The sequence below is a fragment of the Rhizobium sophorae genome (assembly GCF_013087515.1).
Classification (GTDB): domain Bacteria; phylum Pseudomonadota; class Alphaproteobacteria; order Rhizobiales; family Rhizobiaceae; genus Rhizobium; species Rhizobium sophorae.
Genome location: NZ_JABFCN010000046.1, coordinates 243,718 through 266,651, shown reverse-complemented (window position 1 = coordinate 266,651; position 22,934 = coordinate 243,718). Strand labels below are relative to the sequence as shown.

Sequence of the window (22,934 nt, the reverse complement as noted above, 5' to 3'; positions counted from 1 at the left end):
GAAAACCGCTTAGTTGACCGACTTGTCGACCAGCTTGTTCTTGCCGATCCAGGGCATCATGCCGCGCAGTTTGGCCCCGACTTCTTCGATCGGGTGGCTGTCGTTCAGGCGGCGGATGCCCTTGAAGCGCGAGCCGCCGGCGCGGTATTCCTGCATCCAATCGGACGTGAATTTGCCGGTCTGGATGTCCTTGAGGACGCGCTTCATCTCGGCCTTGGTCTCGGCAGTGATGATGCGCGGACCGGAGACATATTCGCCCCACTCGGCCGTGTTGGAGATCGAGTAGTTCATGTTGGCGATGCCACCTTCATAAATCAGGTCGACGATCAGCTTCACTTCGTGCAGGCACTCGAAATAGGCCATTTCCGGCGCGTAACCGGCTTCGGTGAGCGTTTCGAAACCAGCGCGGATAAGCTCGACAAGACCGCCGCAGAGAACGACCTGTTCGCCGAAGAGGTCGGTTTCGCACTCTTCGCGGAAGTTGGTTTCGATGATGCCCGAACGGCCGCCGCCGACGCCGCAGGCGTAGGAGAGAGCGAGTTCAAGTGCATTGCCGGAAGCGTTCTGGTGAACGGCAACGAGGCAGGGAACGCCGCCGCCCTTCTGGTATTCGCCGCGAACCGTATGGCCCGGGCCCTTCGGTGCGATCATGACGACGTCGACCGAAGCCTTCGGCTCGATGAGGCCAAAGTGAACGTTGAGGCCGTGAGCGAAGGCGATGGCTGCGCCATCGCGGATGTTGCCGGCGATGTCGGCCTTGTAGATGTCGGCCTGCAGTTCGTCCGGGGTCGCCATCATCATCAGGTCGGCCCAGCCGGCAGCTTCGGCAACTGTCATGACCTTGAAGCCATCGGCTTCGGCCTTCTTGACGGTCGGCGAACCGGCCTTGAGCGCGATGACGACGTTCTGGGCGCCGCTGTCCTTCAGGTTCAGCGCATGGGCACGGCCCTGCGAACCGTAGCCGATGACGGCGACCTTCTTGGCCTTGATGAGGTTGAGATCGGCATCACGATCGTAATAGACGCGCATTTGAAGTTCCTTCCCTTGTGCTTGTCTTGTTGACTGTCATTAAAGCGGAATCAGCCGAGAACCGGCATCTCCGCCAGAACCTTGTCCGTGCCGTAGAGCCGGAGGAAGGCGGTGACCGCCTTCTCCGCCTGGCGAGCGGTATCCTTGAGGCCTGGTTCGCCGAGCAGCATGCGCACATGCAGGTCGGAGACAACAAGGCCGTAAAGCGTGTGATAGGCTTCGTCGGCATCGGAAAAACGCAGCAGCCCTGCCCTCTTTCCGGCATCGATCAGCGCCATGGCGCGCCGGTCGATCTGGCGGCGGCCGCGTTCGAGCAGCAGCTTGCCGAGCTTCGATCCGTCGCGGTTGGATTGGCCGATCGCCAGCCGGTTCAGCGCCAGCGAGACGTCGCCGGCCAGAACCTCCAGCAGGTCACGCGCGAAGATGACGACATGATCGTGCAGGCTCGCCGCCGTCAGCCGCTCGCCGTTGCGCTCGAAGGTGCGCACCTTGCTCGCCTGATAGGCAATCATCGCCGACAAGAGCCCGTCGCGGTCGCCGAACCACTTGTAGAGGCTTTCCTTGGAGCAGTTGGCGGCGCGCGCCACACCGGATGTCGTCAGCGCCTTCTCGCCGCCGTCCACGAGCAACCGCAGCGCCTGCTCCAGTACGGCGTTCTGGCGCGGCGAAAATTCGCTCGGCTCTGCGGTATCGACGGACACGGTCGTAGCTCCCATATACGTACCGTACGGTACGGTTCGTGACGTTTATGCGATAAACCAGCCACGTCGTCAAGAAGTCCAGATAGATTTTTTAATACGTGAAACCGCGATGAAACACCAGAATTGGATAGGCGCGAATCCTCGCCGATCGCATAATGTCGGGCTATACCATTTGCCCGGAGGCTTCGATGTCACGCCTTTCTGCAGCTCTTCTCCTGCTCGGAGCAATCCTCCTTGGCGGCTCAAGCGCTCTCGCGCAGTCCGACAACGACATCTATAATCGCATCGAAGAGCTGCACGGCGATGCCGCGGGCCTCGACCGACCGCTGCGCCAGCTTGTCAAGGCGATGCGCTCGGTCGACGCCAAGACCATCGCCGGCCTCGCCGAATACCCGCTGACGGTCAAGGCCAATGGTGAGACCTACGACGTCGAGAACGCCGAGGATTTCATCGACAATTTCGATGATCTCGTGACGCCGGAAACGCGCCGCGCCGTCGGACGCCAGCAATACGAGGATCTTTTCGTCAACAGCGACGGCGTCATGCTGGCCGGCGGTGCCGTCTGGATGGGCGCGATCTGCGAAGACAACGCCTGCGAGGCGAGCCATTGGGCGATCATCGCGATCAACAACTGATATCTGTCGAGGAGAAAAGGCAATGAGATACCGGATAGCCGCCGCGGTCATGATCGCAGCTCTTGTCGTCGCAGCCAATGCGCAGGCCGCCGAAACGCGCTGCGGCTGGATCGAGAATCCGACGCCCGCCAACTGGTGGCTGGAGGATGCGGAGAACACCTGGACGATCTTGACCCAGGGCGACGATGCCGGCGAGGTCGAAGGCATGGAGCTGATTTCCGACATCTCCGAACATGACTATGTCAGAACCAACGGCAATTACGGCTACGCCTGCGCCTGCATGAGTGTGGAAACGGATGGCGAGGACCGCATCACCCGCATCCTGTCCTTCCGCCAGCTAAAGCTCGCCAAATGCCGTGCCGACAAGGCGCTGAAATTCCCCGGCTGATCCAAGAAACGCCTATGATGCCACAGCGCAACCGGCAGGGATCACGAGAGGCTCCGCCGGCATCGTCTTCTCGATCGCGTATAGCTTCGCGAAACCGGCATCATCGACCAGTGTCAGGCCCGCCGGCATCAGGGTGCCGACATAGCGGTCGGGGATATCGGCATTGGCGACAAGGACGAAATCGAAACGTCTGCGCCAGTCCGACAGATAAGGCGTGAAATCGCGATAAGCTTGCATCATTGCCGGGCATGAAAGCACGCCGATCGACAGCAGATTGCCCTCGGGAACCGCGATCTCAGACCATGGCGACAGAACGGATAACGGCTGCTTGCCTTTTGCAGTGAAGAGCGTCGGCACGAAAGCATGCGACAAGGGGACGGCGAGCGTCGGCAGATGCCGGAAGGTGTCCAAGCCCCAGGCAAAATGGCGGCTGGAGTGAGCAAGGTTGCTCACCGTCTCGGGTTCGTGCCCCAGAGGCAACACGGCAGCACCGGCCGGCACCTTTTTCAGCACCGCCTCGACGGCAGCAACGTCCTTCTGCGCCAGCCACCAATTCCAGCCGACCCAGCCGGTACGGCCGAAGACTGCGAGATTGATGATGAGCGCCAGCAACAGCGCTTGCCGGCGCGTGAGATTGGCGAAGGGGCACACCATCGCCATGGCGACGAGTGCCGCCATGATCGGAAAGCGCCAGCTGATCCAGCCGGTGCCGAGCATGTGGCGAGGTGCAATGCAGGACAGCAGCAGCAATCCGCAGGCGGTGACGGCAAGCCCCGCATGCATGCGGATATCGCCCGCGCGGATGGCACGCGTGCAGATGAGTATCAGCGGCAGAACCAGAACGACATCCACCACCGGGACATAGGTGGTGATGGCGGAGAGCAGGTTCAGAACGATCAGGACGATGCCGTCGTTCCAGGCAAGGCCAAGACCGTCGCCCCCGGCATTAGGCAGAGCTGCCGTATGAAGATAGAGCGCAAGCGGCGGTAGGACGCAGGCGCCAAGCGCCAGTGCCAACCGGCCCGCGAGCCTCATCAGACCCGCCTTCGATCGCAGTATATCGAATCGCCAGGAAAACTCGAGCCCGCAGACGACCGCCATGTAGAAGCCGAGCGAGAAGATGTGCATCACCGTCAGCAGCAATGCGGCGGCGAGCCGCCAGGCAAAAACCAGGGCGGGATTTTTGCGCTGCAGCCGCAGGTCGACGCAGGCAAACAACAACGCCATGCCGAGGCCGATCTGGAAGTTGATGAAGCCGCCGATCATGGTGGCGCACCAGCCCAGCGACAGCATGGCGACCTGCCAGTAGTGCCGGCCGCCGAAAAGCGCGCGATGTAGGCCGATCGCGGCAAGCGGCGGCAGCACGATCGCCAGGAAAAGCAAAGCCCGCGCTAGCTTGTCGGCGCCGACAAGCGGTCCCAGCCAGGTGGCCAGAACGTCAATCCCGACATTGGTGAAGGTGCGGTTCCAATCGACTGCATAGATCTCTGGAAACGGCTGCTCCCCGATCCCGCCCGAAAGGAGCCAGATACGGGCGTAGTGATTGGCGTAATCGAGAACCGGCGGAAAGGGAAACAAGAGAACCAAAGCCGCGGCAAATCCGACGAAAGCGGCAATCGCAATGGTGGAATCCTGCCTGGCGATCGATTCCTCAGGCCCGGCTGTGGCCACAGCAGGCGTGGCAATCCGGTCCATTATCCGATCCGGCTGTTCTTTTGCGAGCGCGGCGGCTCTTCGGATGCAAAGGCCGCTTCCAGCGCGGCGCGTTTATCGCCGGCGCTCATCTCCGAAAAAGCCGTCGACAGCTCGGCGTGTTCGCTGCCGCGCAGGATCGTCTCGATCATAAATATCGGCCGTCTCTTGCTCTCCTGTACCAGACGGCCGAGATACTCGCCGATGATGCCGATGCAGATCAGCTGGATGGCGCTGAAGGCGCTGACCGCGGCCATAATCGACGACCAACCGGTGACCGTCTCGCCCTGCAGCCAGCGAACGAAGGTATAGACGAGCAACGCGATCGCGACACCGGCACTCATCATGCCAAGCCATGTGGCTATACGCAGCGGCGTCGTTGAAAAGCTGGTGATCGCATCCAGCGCAAAATTGATCATCTTGCGCAGCGGATATTTCGTCGAGCCGGCAAAACGGGCGTCGCGTTCGTAAGGCAGCGCCACCTGCCTGCCGCCGATCCAGCTGACCATGCCGCGGATGAAGCGATCGCGCTCCGGCATCGCCAGCAGGATATCGACGACGCGCCGGCGCATCAGTCGGAAATCGCCGGTGTCGCGCGGGATGGTCACGGAAGCGAGTTTGGACAGGGCGCGATAGAAAAGTGAAGCGGAGGCGAGCTTGAACCAGGTTTCGCCCTGGCGGCCCGTACGCTGGCCATACACGACATCGGCGCCGCGCTCCATGATTGGCATCATCATCAAAAGCAGTTCGGGCGGATCCTGAAGATCGGCGTCGATCAAAAGCACGCGCTCTCCCCGCGACGCGGCAAGACCCGCCGTAGATGCCAGCTGGTGGCCGTGATTGCGCAGAAGACGAACGCCGAGCAGCTGCGGCATACCGGCCGCCAGATCGGAGATGATCTCCCACGTGCGGTCGGATGAGCCGTCATCGACGAGAATGAGTTCGAAAGCATCGCCGGCAACGCTATGCGCGGCAGCAGCGGCGCGGCGGCAGAATTCGCGCAAGCCCTCTTCCTCGTTGTGACAAGGCGCGACGATGGAGAGGAACGGTGCTTGCGTCATGCGGACATCTGGGCCTGCTTGATATCTGCCGCAAGACTAGCCGGAAACGTCAAACAATCCTTTAATGATCGCACCGCGCTTGGCAGTTTCTTGCTGGGCGCGGTATTCTATTCCGCCGCCATGACATCGCGGGCGCCGTCGACATCGCGGGCCGGTGAAGCGCCATAGAGGCGGCTGTATTCGCGGCTGAACTGCGACGGGCTCTGATAGCCGACGCGATGGCCGGCCGTGCCCGCATCGAGCCGCTCCACAAGCATCAGACGGCGCGCCTCGTGCAGGCGAAGCTGCTTCTGATACTGCACCGGCGTCATCGCCGTGACCGATTTGAAGTGATGATGGAAGGACGACACGCTCATGCTGACGCGGTCGGCAAGGTCTTCGATGCGCAGTGGCCGCGCGAAATTCTCCTTCAGCCATGCTACGGCGCGCGCAATCCTGTTGCTGTGGCTGTCTGCAGTGGCGATGTTGATCAGCCGCCCGCCATCCGGCCCGGTCAGCACCCGGTAAAGGATTTCCTGCTCGATCAGCGGCGCCATAGCAGGAATGTCGCCTGGACGATCGAGCAAGCGCAGCAGGCGGACGGCCGCATCCAGAAGCTCAGGCGGAGCGACGTTCACCGCCATACCGCGCTGCCCATCAGTATCGGCGGCCGGGCGCGGAACATCGATGCGGCTGAGCAACTCCAGCAGCTTTTCGGAATCGATTGCCAGGCCCAGGCAGAGATGCGGAACCTCGGGGCTTGCCTCCGTGACGCGCCAGGCGACCGGCAGGTCGAGCGAGGTCAGCAGATAGTCGCCAGTTCCGTAGCTGATAAGTTCCGTGCCGAGGCGCAGGCTCTTGGCTCCTTGCAGCACAAAGGCAAAACAGGGCCGGTAGCTGCTGTGCAGTGGATCGCTAGGCTTGGACCGACGGCTGATATGAAGATTGCCGATATCCGTCGCAAACTCGCCGTCGCCAACCGCGAAGCGCATCGCGATATCGACAATTTCCTGATAGGGGCTGAAGGGCAAAGTCATGCGGCAACTCTTTCTGTCAACTGTCTGACGCCGGCGATACCGCTCTTATCTAGAGTGCCTTGGCCATTTCGCAAACAGGCCGGCGCCTCACTTTTGCAGGATCGTGCAAAAAGCTGAGAGGATCGCTCTAACCCTCTGACGCAGTTCCGGGCAATAGTCCAACATCTCTTTCAACCCCCACCACAATCGAAAAGGATGGTTCCCATGCCTATTGCAAGAGGCTACGCCGCGACCGACGCTTCCAAGCCGCTGACCCCTTTCACCTTCGAACGCCGCAACCCGAACCCCGATGACGTCGTTATCGACATCAAATTTGCCGGCATCTGCCATTCGGACATCCACACTGTCCGCAACGAATGGAAGAACGCCGTTTATCCGATCGTGCCGGGCCATGAGATCGCCGGCATCGTCTCGGCCGTCGGTTCCGATGTGACCAAATTCAAGGTCGGCGATCGCGTCGGCGTCGGCTGCTTCGTCGATTCCTGCATCGGCTGCGCCGAGCGCGACCTCGATCGGGAACAGTATATGCCGGGGCTCGCCGGCACCTACAACGACTTCGAAGCCGACCGCAAGACACGGACCCAGGGCGGCTATTCCGACTCGATCGTGGTTCGGGAAGGCTATGTCATGTCCATTCCGGACAATCTGCCGCTCGATGCCTCCGCGCCGCTGCTCTGCGCCGGCATCACGCTCTATTCGCCGCTGCGTCACTGGAATGCCGGCCCCGGCAAGAAGGTCGCGATCGTCGGCATGGGCGGCCTCGGCCACATGGGCGTCAAGCTCGGCGCCGCCATGGGCGCCGATATCACCGTTCTTTCCCAGAGCCTTTCCAAGAAGGAAGATGGGCTGAAGCTCGGCGCCAAGGAATATTACGCAACCAACGACCCGGAAACCTTCACGAAGCTCGCCGGCACTTTCGACCTGATCATCTGCACCGTCAGCGCCGAAATCGACTGGAATGCCTATCTCGGCCTCCTGAAGGTGGATGGTTCCTTCGTGGTGGTCGGCGCGCCGGAAAACCCGATCCCCGTGCATGCCTTCTCGGTCATCCCCGGCCGCAAAAGCATATCCGGCTCGATGATCGGCTCGATCAAGGAAACCCAGGAAATGCTCGACTTCTGCGGCGAGCACAACATCGTCTCCGAGATCGAGAAGATCAACATCCAGCAGGTCAACGAAGCGTATGAACGCGTCCTGAAAAGCGACGTCCGCTACCGCTTCGTCATCGACATCGCCTCGCTGGCGGCTTGAGAAAACGAGAGGCGGCTCGCGAGAGCCGCCTTTTTGATAACGGCATCCCCATCCGTCCTCATGCTGAGGCTCTCGTGGACTGCAGCCGCAGCAGATATTCGACTGGTTTGAACGGATCGAGGCCTGAGCGCTGGCGCGAGCGCGGCGGGCCGGCCATTGCGGCATAATGATCGAAAGAGGTTTCCATGGTCCCCGTCCCGCTCGTCAGGCCCGGCAATTGCTGCTGGACGCTCTGGATCATCGCGGACGCCATGGTGCCTTCCAGCCGGGCCATGCCGTCAGCAATCACGGAATCCGTCATCGTCGCAGCAGATTTCGCAAGCAGGGTCAGCAAGCCGCTCAAGCTCTCGGCGGGCGCTTCGAGATGAAAGCGGTCGATCGGTTCGCATAGGACGGTTTGCGCGGCCGACAGTGCATCTGCCAGCACCCAAGGCGTCAGCCGCCGGAAGTCGGCGGCGGTGCTTGCAGGCGAGCTATGCCGGGCTGCCGTCATCGCCACGTGGCAATCGATGATCTGCCAGCCGAAAATACCCTGCTTCAGCGTCTCGAACACGGTTTCTTCGACCGCCCTGTAAAAGCTGGCAGGCATCTGGCCTACGTCCACTTCAAGTGCAAAGCTGTTGCCTGCCCCGTCTCTACGCGCTTCGACGCGTAGACCGACGGTGGCGAGAAACGGATTGGGCTCCTTGAAGAGGATCTGCAGGCCTTCCCCGGTTCCCACAAGCCTTTCCACGAAGATGACCGTGCTTTCCTCGAACCCAGCCTCGAGACCGAAATCCGTCAGCAAGGTCGATTGGACGACTTCCTTCTGCACCTCGCCATAGAGCGATACGAAGATGTCGTCCGCATCATCGTTCCGGCGCAGATTGATCAACGGGTCCTGCTCGGCCATCTGGTTCAGCGCCAACCAGAGCGCCGCTTTGTCGGACGGCCGCCGGGCAAGGACGCGGGTTTCGAGGCTGGGCGGAGCAAACTGCGGCCGCCCGCCCGCGAGCAGGTCGCCGCCCACCGCATCCCCGATGCGTGCGCCGGCAAGGCCGCTTACACGCGCGATCCGCCCGGCGCGGAAGCTTGCGGCGCCATGAATCCGGCCGCCATCAAAAACCTCGATCGCGGTCACCCTATCCGGGCCTTTGGGCAAATCCAGATGTTGCCGCAGCCGGACCGTGCCTGACCTCAGGTACATATAGACCAGCTTTTCACCGCCCCAGCCGCGTTCGATCTTGAAGATTGTTCCGGCAATCGGCCCGTCCGGATCGAGGCGCCGGCCGGGCAATATCGTCGCAATGGCCGATGTCAGGGCCGGCACGCCGACGCCGGTCGTTGCCGCACCAGCGAAGACAGGATGCACCAGCCCCCTGGCGACCTGATCGGTCAGGCAGCGTTCAAGCCTATCCGCCGTCAGGCGATCGGGCGTCAAGACGTAATCGTCCAACAGTGCCTCGTCATTCTCCGCGAGCGCTTCGCAGAGCGGCGTGAAAAGCGGCTCGCATCCGGGAGCCAACGCCTCCACCCTGGCAAGCCTGCTGCCGGCATCGATCACGGAAGACATGGCGATGGAGCGAACGAGCAACTGGCTAGCAAGCGCCTCCAGCACCTCCGGATACCGCGCGCCGAGACGATCGACCTTGTTGACGAAGAAGATGAAGGGAACGCCAAGCCGCCGTAGCGCTCGCACCAGCACCCGCGTCTGGGCCTGCACGCCTTCGACCGCCGAAACGACGACGACCGCGGCATCCAGCAATCCGAGCACCCGCTCGACCTCGGCGATGAAATCCGGGTGACCGGGCGTATCGATGAGATTGACGATCCTGTCGCCGATCGTGAACGACACCACCGCGGCTCTGATCGTGATGCCGCGTTGCCGTTCGAGTTCGAGAGTGTCCGTTTGTGTATTGCCGGTATCGACGCTGCCGAGCTTGTCGATGACGCCGGCGTCAAAAAGCAGTCTTTCGGTAAGGCTAGTCTTGCCTGCATCCACATGGGCGAGGATGCCCAGATTCAAAGTGCGCATGAACCACCAACTTCTCGGAATTTCGAATGTGATTTTCGTGAGAAGTGAATCGGCGCATTGGAACCTCTACCTGATGACAGGACAGCTGGATGCGTAACTCCCGGTGGTTGGGAGACGCGGGCGGAATGCTAAGGGTGAGTGTGGAGACATGTCAAGCGGGGCGTACCCCTGCTTGGAAGCGGCGGGCGTCTGGATCGACGCTGCGGCAAGCACACCGATCAGCCCTCATGGTGAGGAGGCCCACAGGGCCGTCTCGAACCACGAGGGCGGGTGGTTGGGCGGGTGCGTGCTGCATGCCGATATCACTGGGTGAAGTGGCGGTGGCCAGCCCCGTCCTTCGAGGCCCCTTCGGGGCACGTCAGGATGAGGCCGGAGAGACGTCGCATTCCGGGGGCACGGCAGGATCGCCGTGGACGCGCCGCAGCATACCTACCCCTCCTCCCGCGTCTCCTTCTGCGTAATCAGCCGGGCACTGTGCTGGCCGCTGAGATAAATCCACAGCCAGCTCCAGGCGACAGCGAAGCGCGAGCGGGTGCCGATCAGGAAGTAGATATGGGCAAGGCCCCAGATCCACCAGGCGATCCAGCCCTTCAGTTTGATCCGGCCGAAATCGATGATCGCAGCACTCTTGCCGATCGTCGCCAAGCTGCCCTGATGCCAGTAGCGGAAGGGCGCCAGCGCGGGTTTGCCGGATATGCGGGCGCGGATGACCTTGGCGACGTAACCGCCCTGCTGCTTGGCGGCGGGCGCAATGCCCGGCACCGGCTTGCCGTCCTCGCGCATGACGGAAGCGGTATCGCCGACGACGAAGACGTCGGGCAGGCCCGGCGCGCTCAGATCCTTCTCGACCACGACGCGCCCTGCCCGGTCGGCTGCAACACCAAGCCACCGCGCCGCCGGCGAGGCAGTGACTCCGGCTGCCCAGACGATCGTCCGGCTGGGAACGAAGGTCTCGCCGATCTTCACGCCGTCGGCGTTGCACTCGGTCACCGGTTGGCCCAGATGGATCTCGACCCCGAGTTTCTCCAGCGCCTTCTGCGCATAGGCCGAAAGCTCTTCGGCGAAGGTCGGCAGCACCCGCAGGCCTGCTTCGACCAGAACGACGCGGGTCTTGCGCGTATCGATGTTGCGGAATTCCTTGGGCAGCGTGAAATGCGCGAGTTCGGCGATGATGCCGGCCAGCTCGACACCGGTCGGCCCGGCCCCGACGATGGTGAAGGTCAAAAGCGCATCGCGTAAGGCAGGATCGCTCTCCATCTCCGCCTTCTCGAAGGCAAGCAGCACGCGCCGGCGGATCGTCGTCGCGTCCTCCAGTGTCTTCAGGCCGGGCGCCACCGGCTCCCATTCGTCGTGGCCGAAATAGGCATGCGTCGCTCCGGTCGCCAACACTAGCGTATCGTAACCAAGAGTCATGCCGTTGCGTAAGGAAACAGTCTTCGCACCGCTGTCGACGCCCGTGACCTCGCCGAGCAGCACCGTCACGTCAGGCCGGTCGGCATAAAGGCGGCGGATCGGCCAGGCGATCTCGGAGGTGGAAAGAATGGTGGTCGCCACCTGATAGAGCAGCGGCTGGAAGAGATGGTGATTGCGCCGGTCGACCAGCGTGATCTTGACGCCCGCCCCCTTCAACCCGTTGACGAGCTGCAGCCCACCGAAACCGCCGCCGACAACGACGACATGATGATCGCTCATGACCTACCCCTTTGCGCCATTTCGCTCAAAGCCAATGTGGCCTTCGTCGCGAAGGTTGCAACTGCCGTTTCGGCATAGCTCCCCTGCATCCCAGTCGGTGGAGCTTGCTCAATCGGCATATCCGACGGGGATCGCCGTGCCGCCCTTCAGATGCTCCATCGAGATCGACGCTGAAACATCAAAAAGCTCGATCTTGCGGACGATCTGCTTGTAGATCACGTCGTAGTGCTCGACGCGCGGCAGCACGATCTTCAGGATATAGTCGTGATTGCCGGTCAGACGGTGCGCCTCGACGATCTCGGGAATGTCACTGATGATCCTGCGGAAGCTTTCCGTCCATTCGTCGGAATGGTGCGCCGTCTTGACCAGCGCGAAAACTGTCGTCGGCACGCCCATCTTTTCCCGGTCGAGCACGACGATGCGCCGGGCGATATGGCCGCTCTCCTCCAGCCGCTGGATTCGCCGCGAGCAGGCCGATATCGAAAGCGCCACGCGCTCGGCGAGATCGGTCACGGATATGCCAGCATCCTTTTGCAGCATGTCCAGAATTCGTCTGTCGCGATCATCAAGCATGTGTCGAACATAACCCTCTCGCGTCTTTTTTGCAGGATTTCATAAAATGACGCAAAATCCTATCACATATATGACGCGAGAGACAAACAAAGCAAACACGTCGCGTTGGGATTGCGGCATCATTTTCGAAAGTTCAGAAGCATGGAGAGCATGAAGAGATGGAAACGATCGGCCTGATCGGCGGCATGAGTTTCGAAAGTTCGGCGGTCTATTACCGCCTCGTCAACGAGATGGTTCGTGACCGCAAGGGTGGCCTCGCCTCGGCCGAACTCATCCTGCATTCGGTCAACTTCGAGGAGATCGTCGCCCTTCAGAAGGCCGGCGACTGGGATATGGCCGCCCGTCGCCTCGCCGACGTGGCTCTGCGCCTGCAGATCGCTGGCGCCGGCTGCATCCTCATCTGCACCAACACCATGCATCTGATCGCCGACAAGGTCGCAGACAAGATCTCCGTGCCACTGATCCACATCATCGACGAGACGGCGAAATCGCTGCATGTGGCCGGTCGCAAGCGCCCGCTACTGCTTGCTACCCGCTACACGATGGAACACGGCTTCTACAGCGACCGTATGAAGAGCCTTGGCCTCGATATCATGGTACCCGATGCTGGCGACCGCACGACCGTGCACGACATCATCTTCAACGAACTCTGCGCCGGCAAGGTGCTCGACAGTTCGCGTCAAAAACTGCTGGATGTCATCGCTCGCGCCGTCGAGAACGGCGCCGACAGCATCATCCTCGGCTGCACCGAAATCTGCCTGATCCTCGATCCCGACCATCTACCGTTGCCGGGCTTCGACACCACCGCGATCCATGCGCGGGCGGCGGTCGATTTCGCGCTTGGCGCGGACGAGACTGCGGAAGAGGAAGCGGCCTGACATCGCCCCGCTCTTGGGATCAGCAATTTAATTGACTCAGTCAACTAAATGCACAACTAGGTCTTCGTTCAGAGATCTTTGCCGGACTGCTGACAAGTCGGCCAACACCTCTGTCGTCATGCTCGGGCTTGTCCCGAGCATCTGCAACCGATGTAGCAGATCCTCGGCACAAGGCCGAGGATGACGCCGAGTAAAGAGCGAGGTTTGTCAGCAGTCTGACAAAGATCTCCATCTGGAGATCTTTGTCATGTCCGATATCGCCCTTATCGAAACCGCTCGCGATTTCAACCGCTTCTATACGAACTTCCTCGGCCTCTTGAACAAGGCCTATCTCGACACCCCCTTCACGCTGACCGATGCCCGCATCCTCTTCGAGATCGGCTCGCATGACGGTGTCAGCGCCGTGGCGTTAGCCCGCGACCTGCATCTCGACGCCGCTTATCTCAGCCGCATCCTCAAGCGTTTCCGCGCCGAGGGGCTGATCGAAACCAGCCCCGATCCAGCCGACCTGCGCAGCCAGGTCATCATTGTCACCGACCGGGGACGCGAGCAGTTCGAAGAACTCGGCCGGCGCGCCAATGCGCAGATCGCCGCCCGGTTCGACAATCTTGCCAGCGGCGAGCCGGAGGCAGCGGTCTCCGCGATGCACACCATTCGCGCGCTGCTCGACCCGGCCGCAAAGCCCGCACCGGCCATCATCCGCGCCCACCGCGCCGGCGATATCGGCTGGATCGTCCAGAGCCAGGGTCGCTTTTACGCAGAAGAATATGGCTGGGATCTGCGCTTCGAGGCGCTGGTCGCCGAGGTCGCCGGAAAATTCCTCGCCAATTTCGATCCGGCCAAAGAATATTGCTGGATCGCCGAACGCGGCGGCATCAATGTCGGTTCGGTCCTCGTCACCGATGGCGGCGACGGCATCGCCAAGCTCCGCCTGCTCTATGTCGACAAATCAGCCCGCGGCCTCGGGCTCGGCAAGCTGCTGGTCGACCAATGCATCCGCTTCTCCAGGGAGAAAGGCTACCGCGAACTCTCGCTCTGGACCAACGACATGCTGGAGACCGCCCGCGCCATCTACGTCAAGGCGGGCTTCCGCCTTGTCTCCGAGGAGAGACATCGCATGTTCGGCCCCGAGGCGAACGGCCAGAACTGGGTGCTCGATCTTTGAATTTGCTGCATCGCCAAAATTCTGCTTGATTTGGAAACGATCATTCCCTAATTAAGCGGTCATGACCGTTGGCAGCCTCGTATCAGATGAAAAAACCCGCAGCCGTGGTCGTCCGCGCGAGTTCGATATGGACGCCGCATTGGATTCGGCCCTACGGGTCTTTTCCGAACGCGGCTACCACGCTACGTCGATCAGCGATCTGACCGAGGCAATGGACCTCGCCTCTGGCAGTATCTACAAGGCGTTCAAGGACAAGCGCGGCGTCTTCCTCGCCGCTTTTGGTCGTTATCGCCAACTCGGCCGGCGGCGTCTCGAAGCGATGATTGCGTCGGCGGAAACAGGCCGCGACAAAGTCTTCCAGATGGTGATGTATTATACGGAACTATCCCATGGCGATGCTGGCCGTAAGGGCTGCCTCGTCGTCGGCGGCGCCAATGATTTCGCCCTGCTCGACGATGAAACGGCCACCCACGTTGCAACTGCCTTCGCCGCAGACGAAAAGCTGATGGCTGGTCTCATCCGCATCGGCCAGGCCGACGGCACCGTCCCGACGACGGTGGACCCTGATGCCGCCGCCCTTACCTTTCTCTGCTTTACCAAGGGCTTGCGCGTGATTGGCAAGACAGGACGCAGCAGGCAGGAGATGGTCGCCGCAGCCGAAGCCGCGATGAAGCTCGTGACTTGAACAGTCCACACCGTGGACGAGAGAAATACCGGCATTCGGTCAAGGATCGGGTGGCCGCAGCTAGCATTTTTGCATTCAATCCTTTCAATCTTGAAGACCGGAGCTTCCGATGAGCATTTCAGCCACCACGCCGGATGAGGCCATTCCCCGGGCGCTATCCCCCTGGCTCACCTTCCTTTTCGCCGCCGCCTGCGGGCTGGTGGCCGCCAATCTCTATTACGGCCAGCCGCTTGCCGGCCCGATCAGCGCCGATCTCGGCTTCACGCCTGCCGCCACCGGCCTGATCGTCACGCTGACGCAGATCGGCTACGGCCTCGGCCTGCTGCTGATCGTGCCACTCGGCGACCTCACCGAAAACCGTCGTCTGGTGCTGCTGCTGATCGCCGTCTCCGCCGTTGCGCTCATCGGCGCTGCGCTGTCTTCGACGCCAACGGCCTTCCTCGTCGCATCGCTCTCTATCGGCCTTTCGTCGGTCGCAGTTCAGGTCCTGGTTCCCTTCGCCGCCAACATGGCGCCCGATGCAACGCGCGGCCAGGTCGTCGGCAACGTCATGAGCGGTCTGCTCTGCGGCATCATGCTCGCCCGCCCCTTCGCAAGCTTCGTCGCCGAGGCCTCCTCCTGGCACGTGGTCTACTACGTCACCGCAGCGCTCATGCTCGTGCTCGCCGTCGTCTTGCGCATCAACCTGCCGGTTCGCCTGCCGAAAACGAAGCTGCGCTATGGCGAGCTGCTCGCCTCGATGGGCCATCTGGCGCTCACCTCGCGCGTGCTGCAGCGCCGGGCGCTCTATCAGGCCGGCATGTTCGGCGCCTTCAGCCTGTTCTGGACGACGACGCCTCTGCTGCTCGCAAGCCCAACCTTCGGCCTGACGCAGAACGGCATCGCCCTCTTCGCCCTCGCAGGTGCTGCCGGCGCCGTCGCTTCGCCAATCGCGGGCCGGCTTGCCGACCGCGGCATGACAAAGGTCGCCTCGACGCTTGCCATGCTGCTCGGCATGGCGTCCTTCCTGATCAGCCATTTCGCAAGCGATGGCTCGCTCGCCGCCTTGATCCTGCTGACGGTAGCCGCGATCATGCTCGATTTCGGGGTGACGACCAATCTCGTCTGCGGCCAGCGCGCCATCTATGGCTTGAACCCGGAACATCGCAGCCGGCTCAACGGCCTGTTCATGGCCACCTTCTTTGCCGGTGGCGCACTCGGCTCGGCCGTCGGCGGCTGGGCCTATGCGACCGGCGGCTGGACGATGACCGCCTGGATCGGCTTCGCCTTTCCAGCGCTGGCCTTCCTGCTTTTCCTCACGGAAGAGCGCGGCAAGGAAGCCTAACTATCGGCGGAATCGAATCGCGAACGGGCGGCGCGAACGGCATCATGGTTCGCTTCCGCCCAGTTCAGAAGCTGCGACAGCGGCTGGTAGAGCGAACGTCCAAGTTCGGTCATCGAATATTCGACGCTCGGCGGCTTGGTCGGAAATACCTCGCGGTCGATATAACCATCCCTCTGCAGGTCACGCAGCGTCTGCGTCAGCATGCGCTGCGAGATATCGGGGAGCATACGCCGCAGCTCGCCGAACCGATGGGGCCTGGCCGCCAGCACTTCGAGCAGCAGCGTCGACCATTTGCCGCCGATCTGCTGCATCATGTCCCTGACCGGGCAATTGCCGAAATCCAGGCCGGCGAGATCGATCTCGCGCCGCGCTCCCGGCACCCTGTTCTTCAGACTGACGACCGCACCGCTCATCTGCTGGTTCCCTTTTGGTAACGTAGAGCTGAAAAACTGCCTCCTTTACACCGCCAAGTCAATTCCTATTCTAGTGTTACTCTCTTTTCGAGACCACCTACACAACACAGAAGGAAACGGCGTATGAGCGAAATCATCCTGGTCACCGGCGCTGCGGGGCAGCTCGGCCAGCGTGTCATCCATCACCTCATCGAGACCTACAAAGTCGCCCCCGGCAACATCGTCGCAGCGACGCGCAGCCCGGAAAAGCTCTCCGAACTCGAAAGGAAGGGCGTCGTCACCCGCAAGGCCGATTTCGATGACGCGGCAGGTCTGGAAAAGGCTTTCGCCGGCGTCGACCGGCTGCTGATCATCAGCACCGACGCACTGGATACTCCCGGCAAGCGCCTCGCCCAGCACAAGGGCGCCGTCGCGGCGGCAGTCAAATCAGGCGTCAAGCACATCGCCTATACCTCGATGCCGGCGCCGGACAATTCGCTCGTCACCTTCGCGCCCGATCATCTCGGCAGCGAAAACGCCATCAAGGCAAGCGGTGTCGCCCATACGATCATCCGCGACGCCTGGTATCACGACAACTATCTGCACGGCATGCCGCACAACCTGCAGGGCGGCAAATGGTACAGCGCCATGGGCGACGGCAAGATCTCGACCATCTCGCGTGACGACTGCGCCCTGGCGATCGCCGCAGCCCTTGCCTCCGGCACATCAGAGAGCGCCACCTATACGCTGACCGGCACCCAGTCGCTGGACAGCCGACAGATTGCCGCCATCGTTTCCGACGTCGCCGGCAAGCCGCTCGAAGTGATCGACGTCACCGACGAACAACTCGGCCAGGGCATGCGCGGCGCCGGCCTTCCCGGTTTCGTCGCCGACATGCTGGTTTCTGCCGACGCCAACACCCGCGCCGGCAAGTTCGACATCGTCACCGAAGACTTCACCAAACTGACCGGCAAACAGCCGCAGCCGCTGAAGGATTTCTTCGTCGAACACAAGGCGGCCCTGACCGCCTGAGGCATCGCTTGTCGCCCCTGTCCTTTGGGTTTAACCTGAGGACAGGGTCGCAGTAGACACCGATCTTGACTGCAAAAAAGCTTCATTCCAGCTGCGCCATTCACGACAAAGACGCCCCCGCGGCTGGATTCTGCAACAGAACGTGACCGAGGGACCGCTGGAGAATACCGCGCTGCTTCTCGATACGAGATCGCCCGACAGCTTCATGACGCGGGAAATAGCCGATCCTTAGAATTGCGAGACGAAGCGAGGCGGTTTTTCCCTAAGGTCCAGGCCATATTCAAGCTCGGCCCGCATCCAGAGAACACCGCTTTCATAGGGATCGTCAGACATTGTCTCAGTTCGCGCGTCGGCGACATTGCTGTCAGGCCAGTTCTTGACGCACGCGACGTTCTCACGTTTCCGCTCGTTCCGGTCGATCGCACACCATTCTCGTCTCTCGTCGAACGGAACCCATGCGAGACCATCCCGGAAACAGGTGATGGCGCGATATTTCGGCTCGACGACGATGTTCCCGGCAGCATCCGCGATGCCCCAAAGCAAGGTTCCCTTCGAATTCCCTGAGACGCGCTGTCCGCCGTCTGGTTCGCAACGCAACTTTGATTGCCGATCCTCCAGGCGGCGCGGCTCGGCGACTTCACGTCCTGATGGGTCGATCCAAAACTTCCGCGCATCCTTCGATACCGCATAGGCGCTGGAATCGCGCTGCATCTCATCGAACTGGGGAGCGAGGGTCAATACACCGCTGCTGTCCAGTATTCCCCACTTGCCGTCAACCTTGACGCCGGCATAGCCACCGCTGAAACCAAATTGGCTCTGAAATGACGGCGGATCGACAAGCAGTTTGCCGTCCTCCTTGAGAAATCCCCATTTTCCATTGTACCGAACCGATACGGGGAATTCGCAAGTCATGTGCGTGTCGTCAAAGAGATACGAAACCGTCGGCTTTTCGTCCGCTCCGACGACCTGAATACGGTTGCCGCTGTGCATGAATTTAATACCCGAAGGACATGCCACCAGCGCCTTCCCATCCTCCGGGTTGGGCACCAGATCCCCGGCACGGTTGAGCCCGATCCACTGGCCGTCGACCAATATCTTGGCCACCTCACCGGAATAATTGGGCAATCTCGCATCGTCAAACAAACGCCCGCCAAGCAACCGCCCCGCCTCGTCAAGTAGGCCGGCTTTCTGGTCTTCGGTCACACGGTAAAAACCGTTTCGATACCCATGAATCCTAAACTGCTGTGGGGCGAGAATAGTTTGACCGTCCCGGTCGATCACGCCGCATTGGACGGTGTCGGCCCGGCCACGTTGGCTGGCCTGGCCTTTGTGTCCGGCCGGCCCGCCATAACAGACGATCGCTCTTCCGCCATGGAGTTTACCGACTGTTTCGAAGCGAGGCTCGATCTTCCAGGTTCCGTCGGGAGCAAGCAATCCGTATCGTTTGTCTCCCGGTTGAGCGGCCCAGACGAAAGTACCGAAGTCGAATTCTTTAATGGCCAGCTCGTCCTTCAGGATCTTTCCCGAGAGCAGATCGACGAGCAGATAGCGTGGATCGTCCCTCTCGAAGAGCAGTTCCCCGATCATGAAACGCGGGAAGCCAAAAGATTCCGGCACGATCGCTTTGCCGGGACGAACGAGTGCCGCGTCGGCCGCGAATGGGATGGCACGCGCGTAATTCGGCGGCAGTACAAGCTTTCCCGTCCTGTCGATGATTCCTGTCTTGTCACCGGCCACCACCTCGGCATGGCCTTTGCGAAATGCGCGGGCAAGATCGAACATAGGCGCGATCATCATATCGCCACTCGAATTGATATAGCCGAATTTGCCCTCGGAGCGCACGGCGGCCAGCCCCTCCGAGAAAGGAAGCGCAACTTCGAACTTGCGATCGATCCGCGGTTCTAACGTCGCTCTGTCGATATAGCCGCAAAGAGCGTAGACGCCGCCGCACCTTTCCACCCATCTTTCCGGCCGGGGATCGGCGACCCCGGCTCCAACGGAGCAGAGCAAACACGCCCATGCCGCCGTGACAAACATAAGTTGACGAGTAACTACTCTCATCCTAGCGCCCCCCGGTTGAAAGAACCAGGAGATGGTCGTGTGTTGGAAATATGGCCAATCTGCGGGTTTGATGTCACGAGCACAGGAATCCCTGCGCCCTCACTCGTGGGCACGGGAGATCCTCGCAATGCATCAAGTTAGTCGCCACCAATACGCGAGAAGAAAACGCCCTTCCTCAAACCGCCTGCCCGCAGGCCCGGCAGAAGCGCCGCACCGTTTCCGCCATGCCGTATTCCAGCGCATCGGCGGTCAGGCCGTGGCCGATCGAGACCTCGGCAAGCTGGGGAATGCGCCTGACCAGCGCCGGCAGGTTTTCGACCGTCAGATCGTGGCCGGCATTGACGGCAAGGCCGATTGCAAGGGCCGCATCCGCCGTCCGTCCGAGCGCTTCGAGGATCGGGGCGGCCCGCTCCGGCGCGTCAAAGCAGCCACCATAGGGACCGGTATAGAGCTCGATCCGGTCAGCGCCGACCGCCTTGGCGATCTCAACCGCCTGTGCGTCCCCGTCACCATCGGCAAACAGCGACACCCGGCATCCCATCGTCTTCAACCGCGCGACGGCATCGGTCAGGAACGCCTGGTGCTTGCGGAAATCCCAGCCGTGATCGGAGGTCGCCTGGGCGGGATCGTCAGGCACCAGCGTCACCTGCTCAGGTGCCGCCCCGGCGCAGAGTTCGAAGAATTCCTCGGTCGGATAGCCCTCGATATTAAACTCGGCCTTGGGGAATTCGTCGTCGATCAGGTTGCGGATCACCGGCAGGTCGGAAAAGCGGATGTGGCGCTGGTCGGGGCGCGGATGCACTGTCAAGCCGCTCGCACCGGATTTCAGCGCGATACGCCCGAGCGCTTCGACGCTCGGCCAGGGCAGGTCGCGCCGGTTGCGCAGCATGGCGACGGCGTTGAGGTTCACGGAGAGCTTGGCGGGCATGGCGAGATCCATCGGTCACGGAAATGGGAGGCCATGCTTTTAAGCCAAGTGCTCGGCGATGGCCAACGAGATTCACAAATGGATGCGATGCCAATCGCTGATGGGCGCCGAAATTACGCTGAGCATTTGCCGCACGCGTACCGCAGATAGTAAATCCCGTCACCTTTGAAGAGGAGCGCGAGATCCCGCATTGCAGCACATGTTTTTGTGCAACACACCCAAGAACCCGGCAAAATATGCCGGTAAAGTTGCTATCCCATTTAAAAGAGATTATTTTTAGCACTTATAAAAAAGATCGTTCACGCATAACGTGGACATCGTATCGCGTAGAGTACGCCGCGTACTGCTTCTTTCCCACTGAGAAGAACGCCTAGAGGAAACCCCACTCGCCGCGCATGGGAAGCAACTGGCAAAACCGCATGAGGTGCAACAACATGCCCCAGGAGGGTTCATGCCAGACGGTTCCAAACGCCTGTTTGCCACCGCCGGTATCGCTTCGGAGGCCCGATCGAAATATCGGTTCCTGCCTTCAGCCGCGCTACCGCCGGATCTACCTGATGGTCCTGTGCCCATCGCCGATATGGCCAATGCATTCGGGGTTACGCACAGGACACTGCATTTCTACGAAGAAAAGGGATTAATCTCGGCCAACCGCATGGGCCTGATGCGGGTCTACGGCCAGGACGACGTGATGCGCATGGCCGTCATTACCGTTTGCCGTGAGACCGGCATGCCGATCGCCGTCATCCAGGAATTGATGGACGAACTCCGCAACGCCGATTCGCAGGAAACGGCCGAGGCAATGTTCCGCGAGGCCCTGCAGGTGCGCAAGCGCGAACTGACGGCGGAGATGTCGACGCTGCACCGCCAGCTTCAGCAGGTCGGCGACCTCCTGGACTACGACGGCGGTATCGAGGAGCCGCCGTTAAACGACAATCAGGACAGTGCAAGCCTGACCCCGCAGGAGCGGGGTTGCCTGGAACTGATGGCCGAGGGTTATTCCACCCAGCGAATCGCCCGGGCACTCGACCTGAAGCATGACGAAACCCGTGACCTGGAAGCCGGAATCATCCTGAAATTCCGCGCCAACAACCGCTTCCAGGCCATCGCCAAGGCCGTTCTGCTCGGCATCGTGCAGGCCTAGCACCATCCGCCTAAGACACGGCCGCCACCGTTTCTTCCTCGCCAGTCCTGATCGGGAATGCCCCTGATCGCGAGTACGACCAGGATTAGCGGACGATCGTCAGCGTCTCCGCCGCGCGCGTGATCGCGGTATAGAGCCAGCGTTCCCTGGTATCGCGAAACGCCCAGCTCTCGTCGAAGAGGACTACGTCGTTCCATTGCGAACCCTGCGCCTTGTGAACGGTCAGCGCATAGCCGTAGTCGAACTCATCGTAGCGTTTGCGGGTGTTCCATGGAATCTCGCCCTCGACATCCTCGAAGGCCTGCTTCAGCAGCTTGATCTTGGCTGCTCCCCGGTCCATGTCGTCATCCTCTGGCCTGACGAGCAGATTGATGCCGGGCTTCGTCGTTTCCTTGGATGAGGTCATCACCTGCCAGAGCGAACCGTTGAGCAGGCCCTTTGCCGGATCGTTCCTCAGGCAGACGAGCTTGTCGCCGGTCTGCGGATAATCGGCATTGAAGCCTTTCAACTCGCGCAGGCGCTGATTGTAGCGCCGCCGCGTGCGATTGGTGCCGACGAGCACTTGGTCGGCATCGAGCACGAGCTGCTGCGTCACCTCGTTTTTCGAGATCACCTTGGCCGTACCGTAATCGCCGAACATCACCTCATTGCCTTCGCGCACCTGCATGGCGAGCTTGATGATCGGATTGTCGCGCGCCTGCCGGTGGATATCGGTGAGCAGGTAGTCCGGATCCTGGTTGGTGAAGTAGCCGCCGCCTGTCACCGGCGGCAACTGGCCGGGATCGCCGAGCACCAGGATCGGCGTGCCGAAGCTCATCAGATCCTTGCCGAGCGCCTCGTCCACCATCGAGCATTCGTCGACGATGATCAGCGCCGCCTTCGCGACCGGGCTTTGCCGGTTGATTGAAAACATCGGCGCGATCGAGGTCTTGCCCGTTTCCTCGTCTTCCACGGCCTCCTCACCACGCGGCCGATAGATCAGCGAATGGATCGTCCGAGCGTTCGAGGCGCCGCGCGAGCGCAGCACCTGCGCCGCCTTGCCGGTGAAGGCGGCAAACAACACGTCGCCATCGACATTTTCGGCAAAATGCTTGGCAAGCGTCGTCTTTCCCGTTCCGGCATAGCCGAACAGGCGAAAGAGCGGCGAGCGCCCTTCCTTCAGCCATTTCGAAACAGCCTTCAGGGCTTCATCTTGTTGCGGCGCAAATTGCATGATCGCAGGACTTGGCAGGATTCGCGGGCTTTAGGCAAGGCGGAAACGGCAAATTGCCGG

General features: G+C 61.4%; 21 protein-coding genes. 9 read left to right on the top strand and 12 right to left on the bottom strand.

The genetic code is table 11. The features are described 5' to 3' along the window. Positions 1-9 precede the first annotated feature (9 nt). Both ilvC and G9X64_RS25580 read right to left on the bottom strand, forming a co-directional pair. A complete protein-coding gene (ilvC, locus tag G9X64_RS25585; RefSeq protein ID WP_168313534.1) occupies positions 10-1,029 on the bottom strand; it encodes a ketol-acid reductoisomerase in 1,020 nt (339 codons plus the stop codon). A gap of 50 nt (positions 1,030-1,079) precedes the next feature. Beyond that, entirely contained in the window at positions 1,080-1,745 is a 666-nt protein-coding gene (locus tag G9X64_RS25580) for a TetR/AcrR family transcriptional regulator (protein ID WP_171377620.1), read from the bottom strand. Positions 1,746-1,885: 140 nt separating this feature from the next. Between G9X64_RS25580 and G9X64_RS25575 the strand changes: the two genes are divergently transcribed. Both G9X64_RS25575 and G9X64_RS25570 read left to right on the top strand, forming a co-directional pair. Next, positions 1,886-2,365, top strand: coding sequence for a hypothetical protein (locus G9X64_RS25575; protein WP_171377619.1), 480 nt, complete (start codon positions 1,886-1,888; stop codon positions 2,363-2,365). 22 nt (positions 2,366-2,387) lie between these two features. Further along, positions 2,388-2,753, top strand: a complete 366-nt coding sequence (locus G9X64_RS25570) for a DUF4087 domain-containing protein (protein WP_168313531.1) — start codon at positions 2,388-2,390, stop codon at positions 2,751-2,753. A 12-nt stretch (positions 2,754-2,765) separates the two neighbouring features. Here G9X64_RS25570 and G9X64_RS25565 read toward each other — a convergent pair whose 3' ends face one another. The 3 genes from G9X64_RS25565 to G9X64_RS25555 all read right to left on the bottom strand — a co-directional run bounded on the left by G9X64_RS25565 (position 2,766) and on the right by G9X64_RS25555 (position 6,522). Beyond that, complete coding sequence (locus G9X64_RS25565; protein WP_171377618.1) at positions 2,766-4,448, bottom strand: hypothetical protein; 1,683 nt, start codon at positions 4,446-4,448, stop codon at positions 2,766-2,768. Next, positions 4,448-5,506: a glycosyltransferase family 2 protein gene (locus tag G9X64_RS25560; RefSeq protein WP_168313529.1), complete on the bottom strand. Its 1,059-nt coding sequence runs from the start codon at positions 5,504-5,506 to the stop codon at positions 4,448-4,450. The genes G9X64_RS25565 and G9X64_RS25560 overlap by 1 nt, the downstream gene beginning before the upstream one ends. A gap of 107 nt (positions 5,507-5,613) precedes the next feature. Continuing rightward, on the bottom strand, positions 5,614-6,522 hold the full coding sequence (locus tag G9X64_RS25555) for an AraC family transcriptional regulator (protein WP_168313528.1): 909 nt from the start codon (positions 6,520-6,522) through the stop codon (positions 5,614-5,616). A 204-nt stretch (positions 6,523-6,726) separates the two neighbouring features. On the opposite strand from G9X64_RS25555, the gene G9X64_RS25550 reads away from it, so the two are divergent. Then, positions 6,727-7,773, top strand: a complete 1,047-nt coding sequence (locus G9X64_RS25550; protein WP_012758194.1) for an NAD(P)-dependent alcohol dehydrogenase — start codon at positions 6,727-6,729, stop codon at positions 7,771-7,773. 58 nt (positions 7,774-7,831) lie between these two features. Here the strand turns inward: G9X64_RS25550 and G9X64_RS25545 are convergent, their stop codons facing one another. The 3 genes from G9X64_RS25545 to G9X64_RS25535 all read right to left on the bottom strand — a co-directional run bounded on the left by G9X64_RS25545 (position 7,832) and on the right by G9X64_RS25535 (position 12,052). Next, positions 7,832-9,787: an elongation factor G gene (locus tag G9X64_RS25545; RefSeq protein WP_168313527.1), complete on the bottom strand. Its 1,956-nt coding sequence runs from the start codon at positions 9,785-9,787 to the stop codon at positions 7,832-7,834. A gap of 429 nt (positions 9,788-10,216) precedes the next feature. Continuing rightward, on the bottom strand, positions 10,217-11,479 hold the full coding sequence (locus G9X64_RS25540) for an NAD(P)/FAD-dependent oxidoreductase (RefSeq protein WP_168310067.1): 1,263 nt from the start codon (positions 11,477-11,479) through the stop codon (positions 10,217-10,219). A 108-nt stretch (positions 11,480-11,587) separates the two neighbouring features. Next, entirely contained in the window at positions 11,588-12,052 is a 465-nt protein-coding gene (locus G9X64_RS25535) for an Lrp/AsnC family transcriptional regulator (RefSeq protein ID WP_168310066.1), read from the bottom strand. A gap of 158 nt (positions 12,053-12,210) precedes the next feature. Between G9X64_RS25535 and G9X64_RS25530 the strand changes: the two genes are divergently transcribed. The 4 genes from G9X64_RS25530 to G9X64_RS25515 all read left to right on the top strand — a co-directional run bounded on the left by G9X64_RS25530 (position 12,211) and on the right by G9X64_RS25515 (position 16,104). Further along, complete coding sequence (locus tag G9X64_RS25530; protein ID WP_168313989.1) at positions 12,211-12,930, top strand: aspartate/glutamate racemase family protein; 720 nt, start codon at positions 12,211-12,213, stop codon at positions 12,928-12,930. 247 nt (positions 12,931-13,177) lie between these two features. Further along, a complete protein-coding gene (locus G9X64_RS25525; RefSeq protein ID WP_168310064.1) occupies positions 13,178-14,095 on the top strand; it encodes a bifunctional helix-turn-helix transcriptional regulator/GNAT family N-acetyltransferase in 918 nt (305 codons plus the stop codon). Positions 14,096-14,156: 61 nt separating this feature from the next. Continuing rightward, positions 14,157-14,780: a TetR/AcrR family transcriptional regulator gene (locus G9X64_RS25520; RefSeq protein WP_168310063.1), complete on the top strand. Its 624-nt coding sequence runs from the start codon at positions 14,157-14,159 to the stop codon at positions 14,778-14,780. A gap of 109 nt (positions 14,781-14,889) precedes the next feature. Then, on the top strand, positions 14,890-16,104 hold the full coding sequence (locus G9X64_RS25515; protein WP_168310062.1) for an MFS transporter: 1,215 nt from the start codon (positions 14,890-14,892) through the stop codon (positions 16,102-16,104). Here G9X64_RS25515 and G9X64_RS25510 read toward each other — a convergent pair. After that, positions 16,101-16,517: a winged helix-turn-helix transcriptional regulator gene (locus tag G9X64_RS25510; RefSeq protein WP_171377617.1), complete on the bottom strand. Its 417-nt coding sequence runs from the start codon at positions 16,515-16,517 to the stop codon at positions 16,101-16,103. The two genes, G9X64_RS25515 and G9X64_RS25510, sit on opposite strands and share 4 nt — an antisense overlap. 123 nt (positions 16,518-16,640) lie before the next feature. Between G9X64_RS25510 and G9X64_RS25505 the strand changes: the two genes are divergently transcribed. Further along, entirely contained in the window at positions 16,641-17,528 is an 888-nt protein-coding gene (locus G9X64_RS25505; protein ID WP_171377616.1) for an SDR family oxidoreductase, read from the top strand. Between the two features lie 228 nt (positions 17,529-17,756). Here G9X64_RS25505 and G9X64_RS25500 read toward each other — a convergent pair whose 3' ends face one another. Both G9X64_RS25500 and G9X64_RS25495 read right to left on the bottom strand, forming a co-directional pair. Further along, the gene (locus tag G9X64_RS25500; protein ID WP_171377615.1) at positions 17,757-19,487 is read right to left on the bottom strand and encodes a WG repeat-containing protein; all 1,731 of its coding nucleotides are present in this window, start codon (positions 19,485-19,487) and stop codon (positions 17,757-17,759) included. A gap of 277 nt (positions 19,488-19,764) precedes the next feature. Continuing rightward, on the bottom strand, positions 19,765-20,517 hold the full coding sequence (locus G9X64_RS25495) for a pyridoxine 5'-phosphate synthase (protein ID WP_168310058.1): 753 nt from the start codon (positions 20,515-20,517) through the stop codon (positions 19,765-19,767). Positions 20,518-20,968: 451 nt separating this feature from the next. Here G9X64_RS25495 and G9X64_RS25490 point away from each other — a divergent pair, with 451 nt between their 5' ends. Then, positions 20,969-21,661 carry a MerR family transcriptional regulator gene (locus G9X64_RS25490; protein ID WP_171377614.1) on the top strand — a complete coding sequence of 231 codons (693 nt, stop codon included), beginning with the start codon at positions 20,969-20,971 and terminating at the stop codon, positions 21,659-21,661. An 85-nt stretch (positions 21,662-21,746) separates the two neighbouring features. Here the strand turns inward: G9X64_RS25490 and G9X64_RS25485 are convergent, their stop codons facing one another. Next, positions 21,747-22,874, bottom strand: coding sequence for an ATP-dependent DNA helicase (locus G9X64_RS25485; protein WP_131666372.1), 1,128 nt, complete (start codon positions 22,872-22,874; stop codon positions 21,747-21,749). Positions 22,875-22,934: the final 60 nt, after the last annotated feature.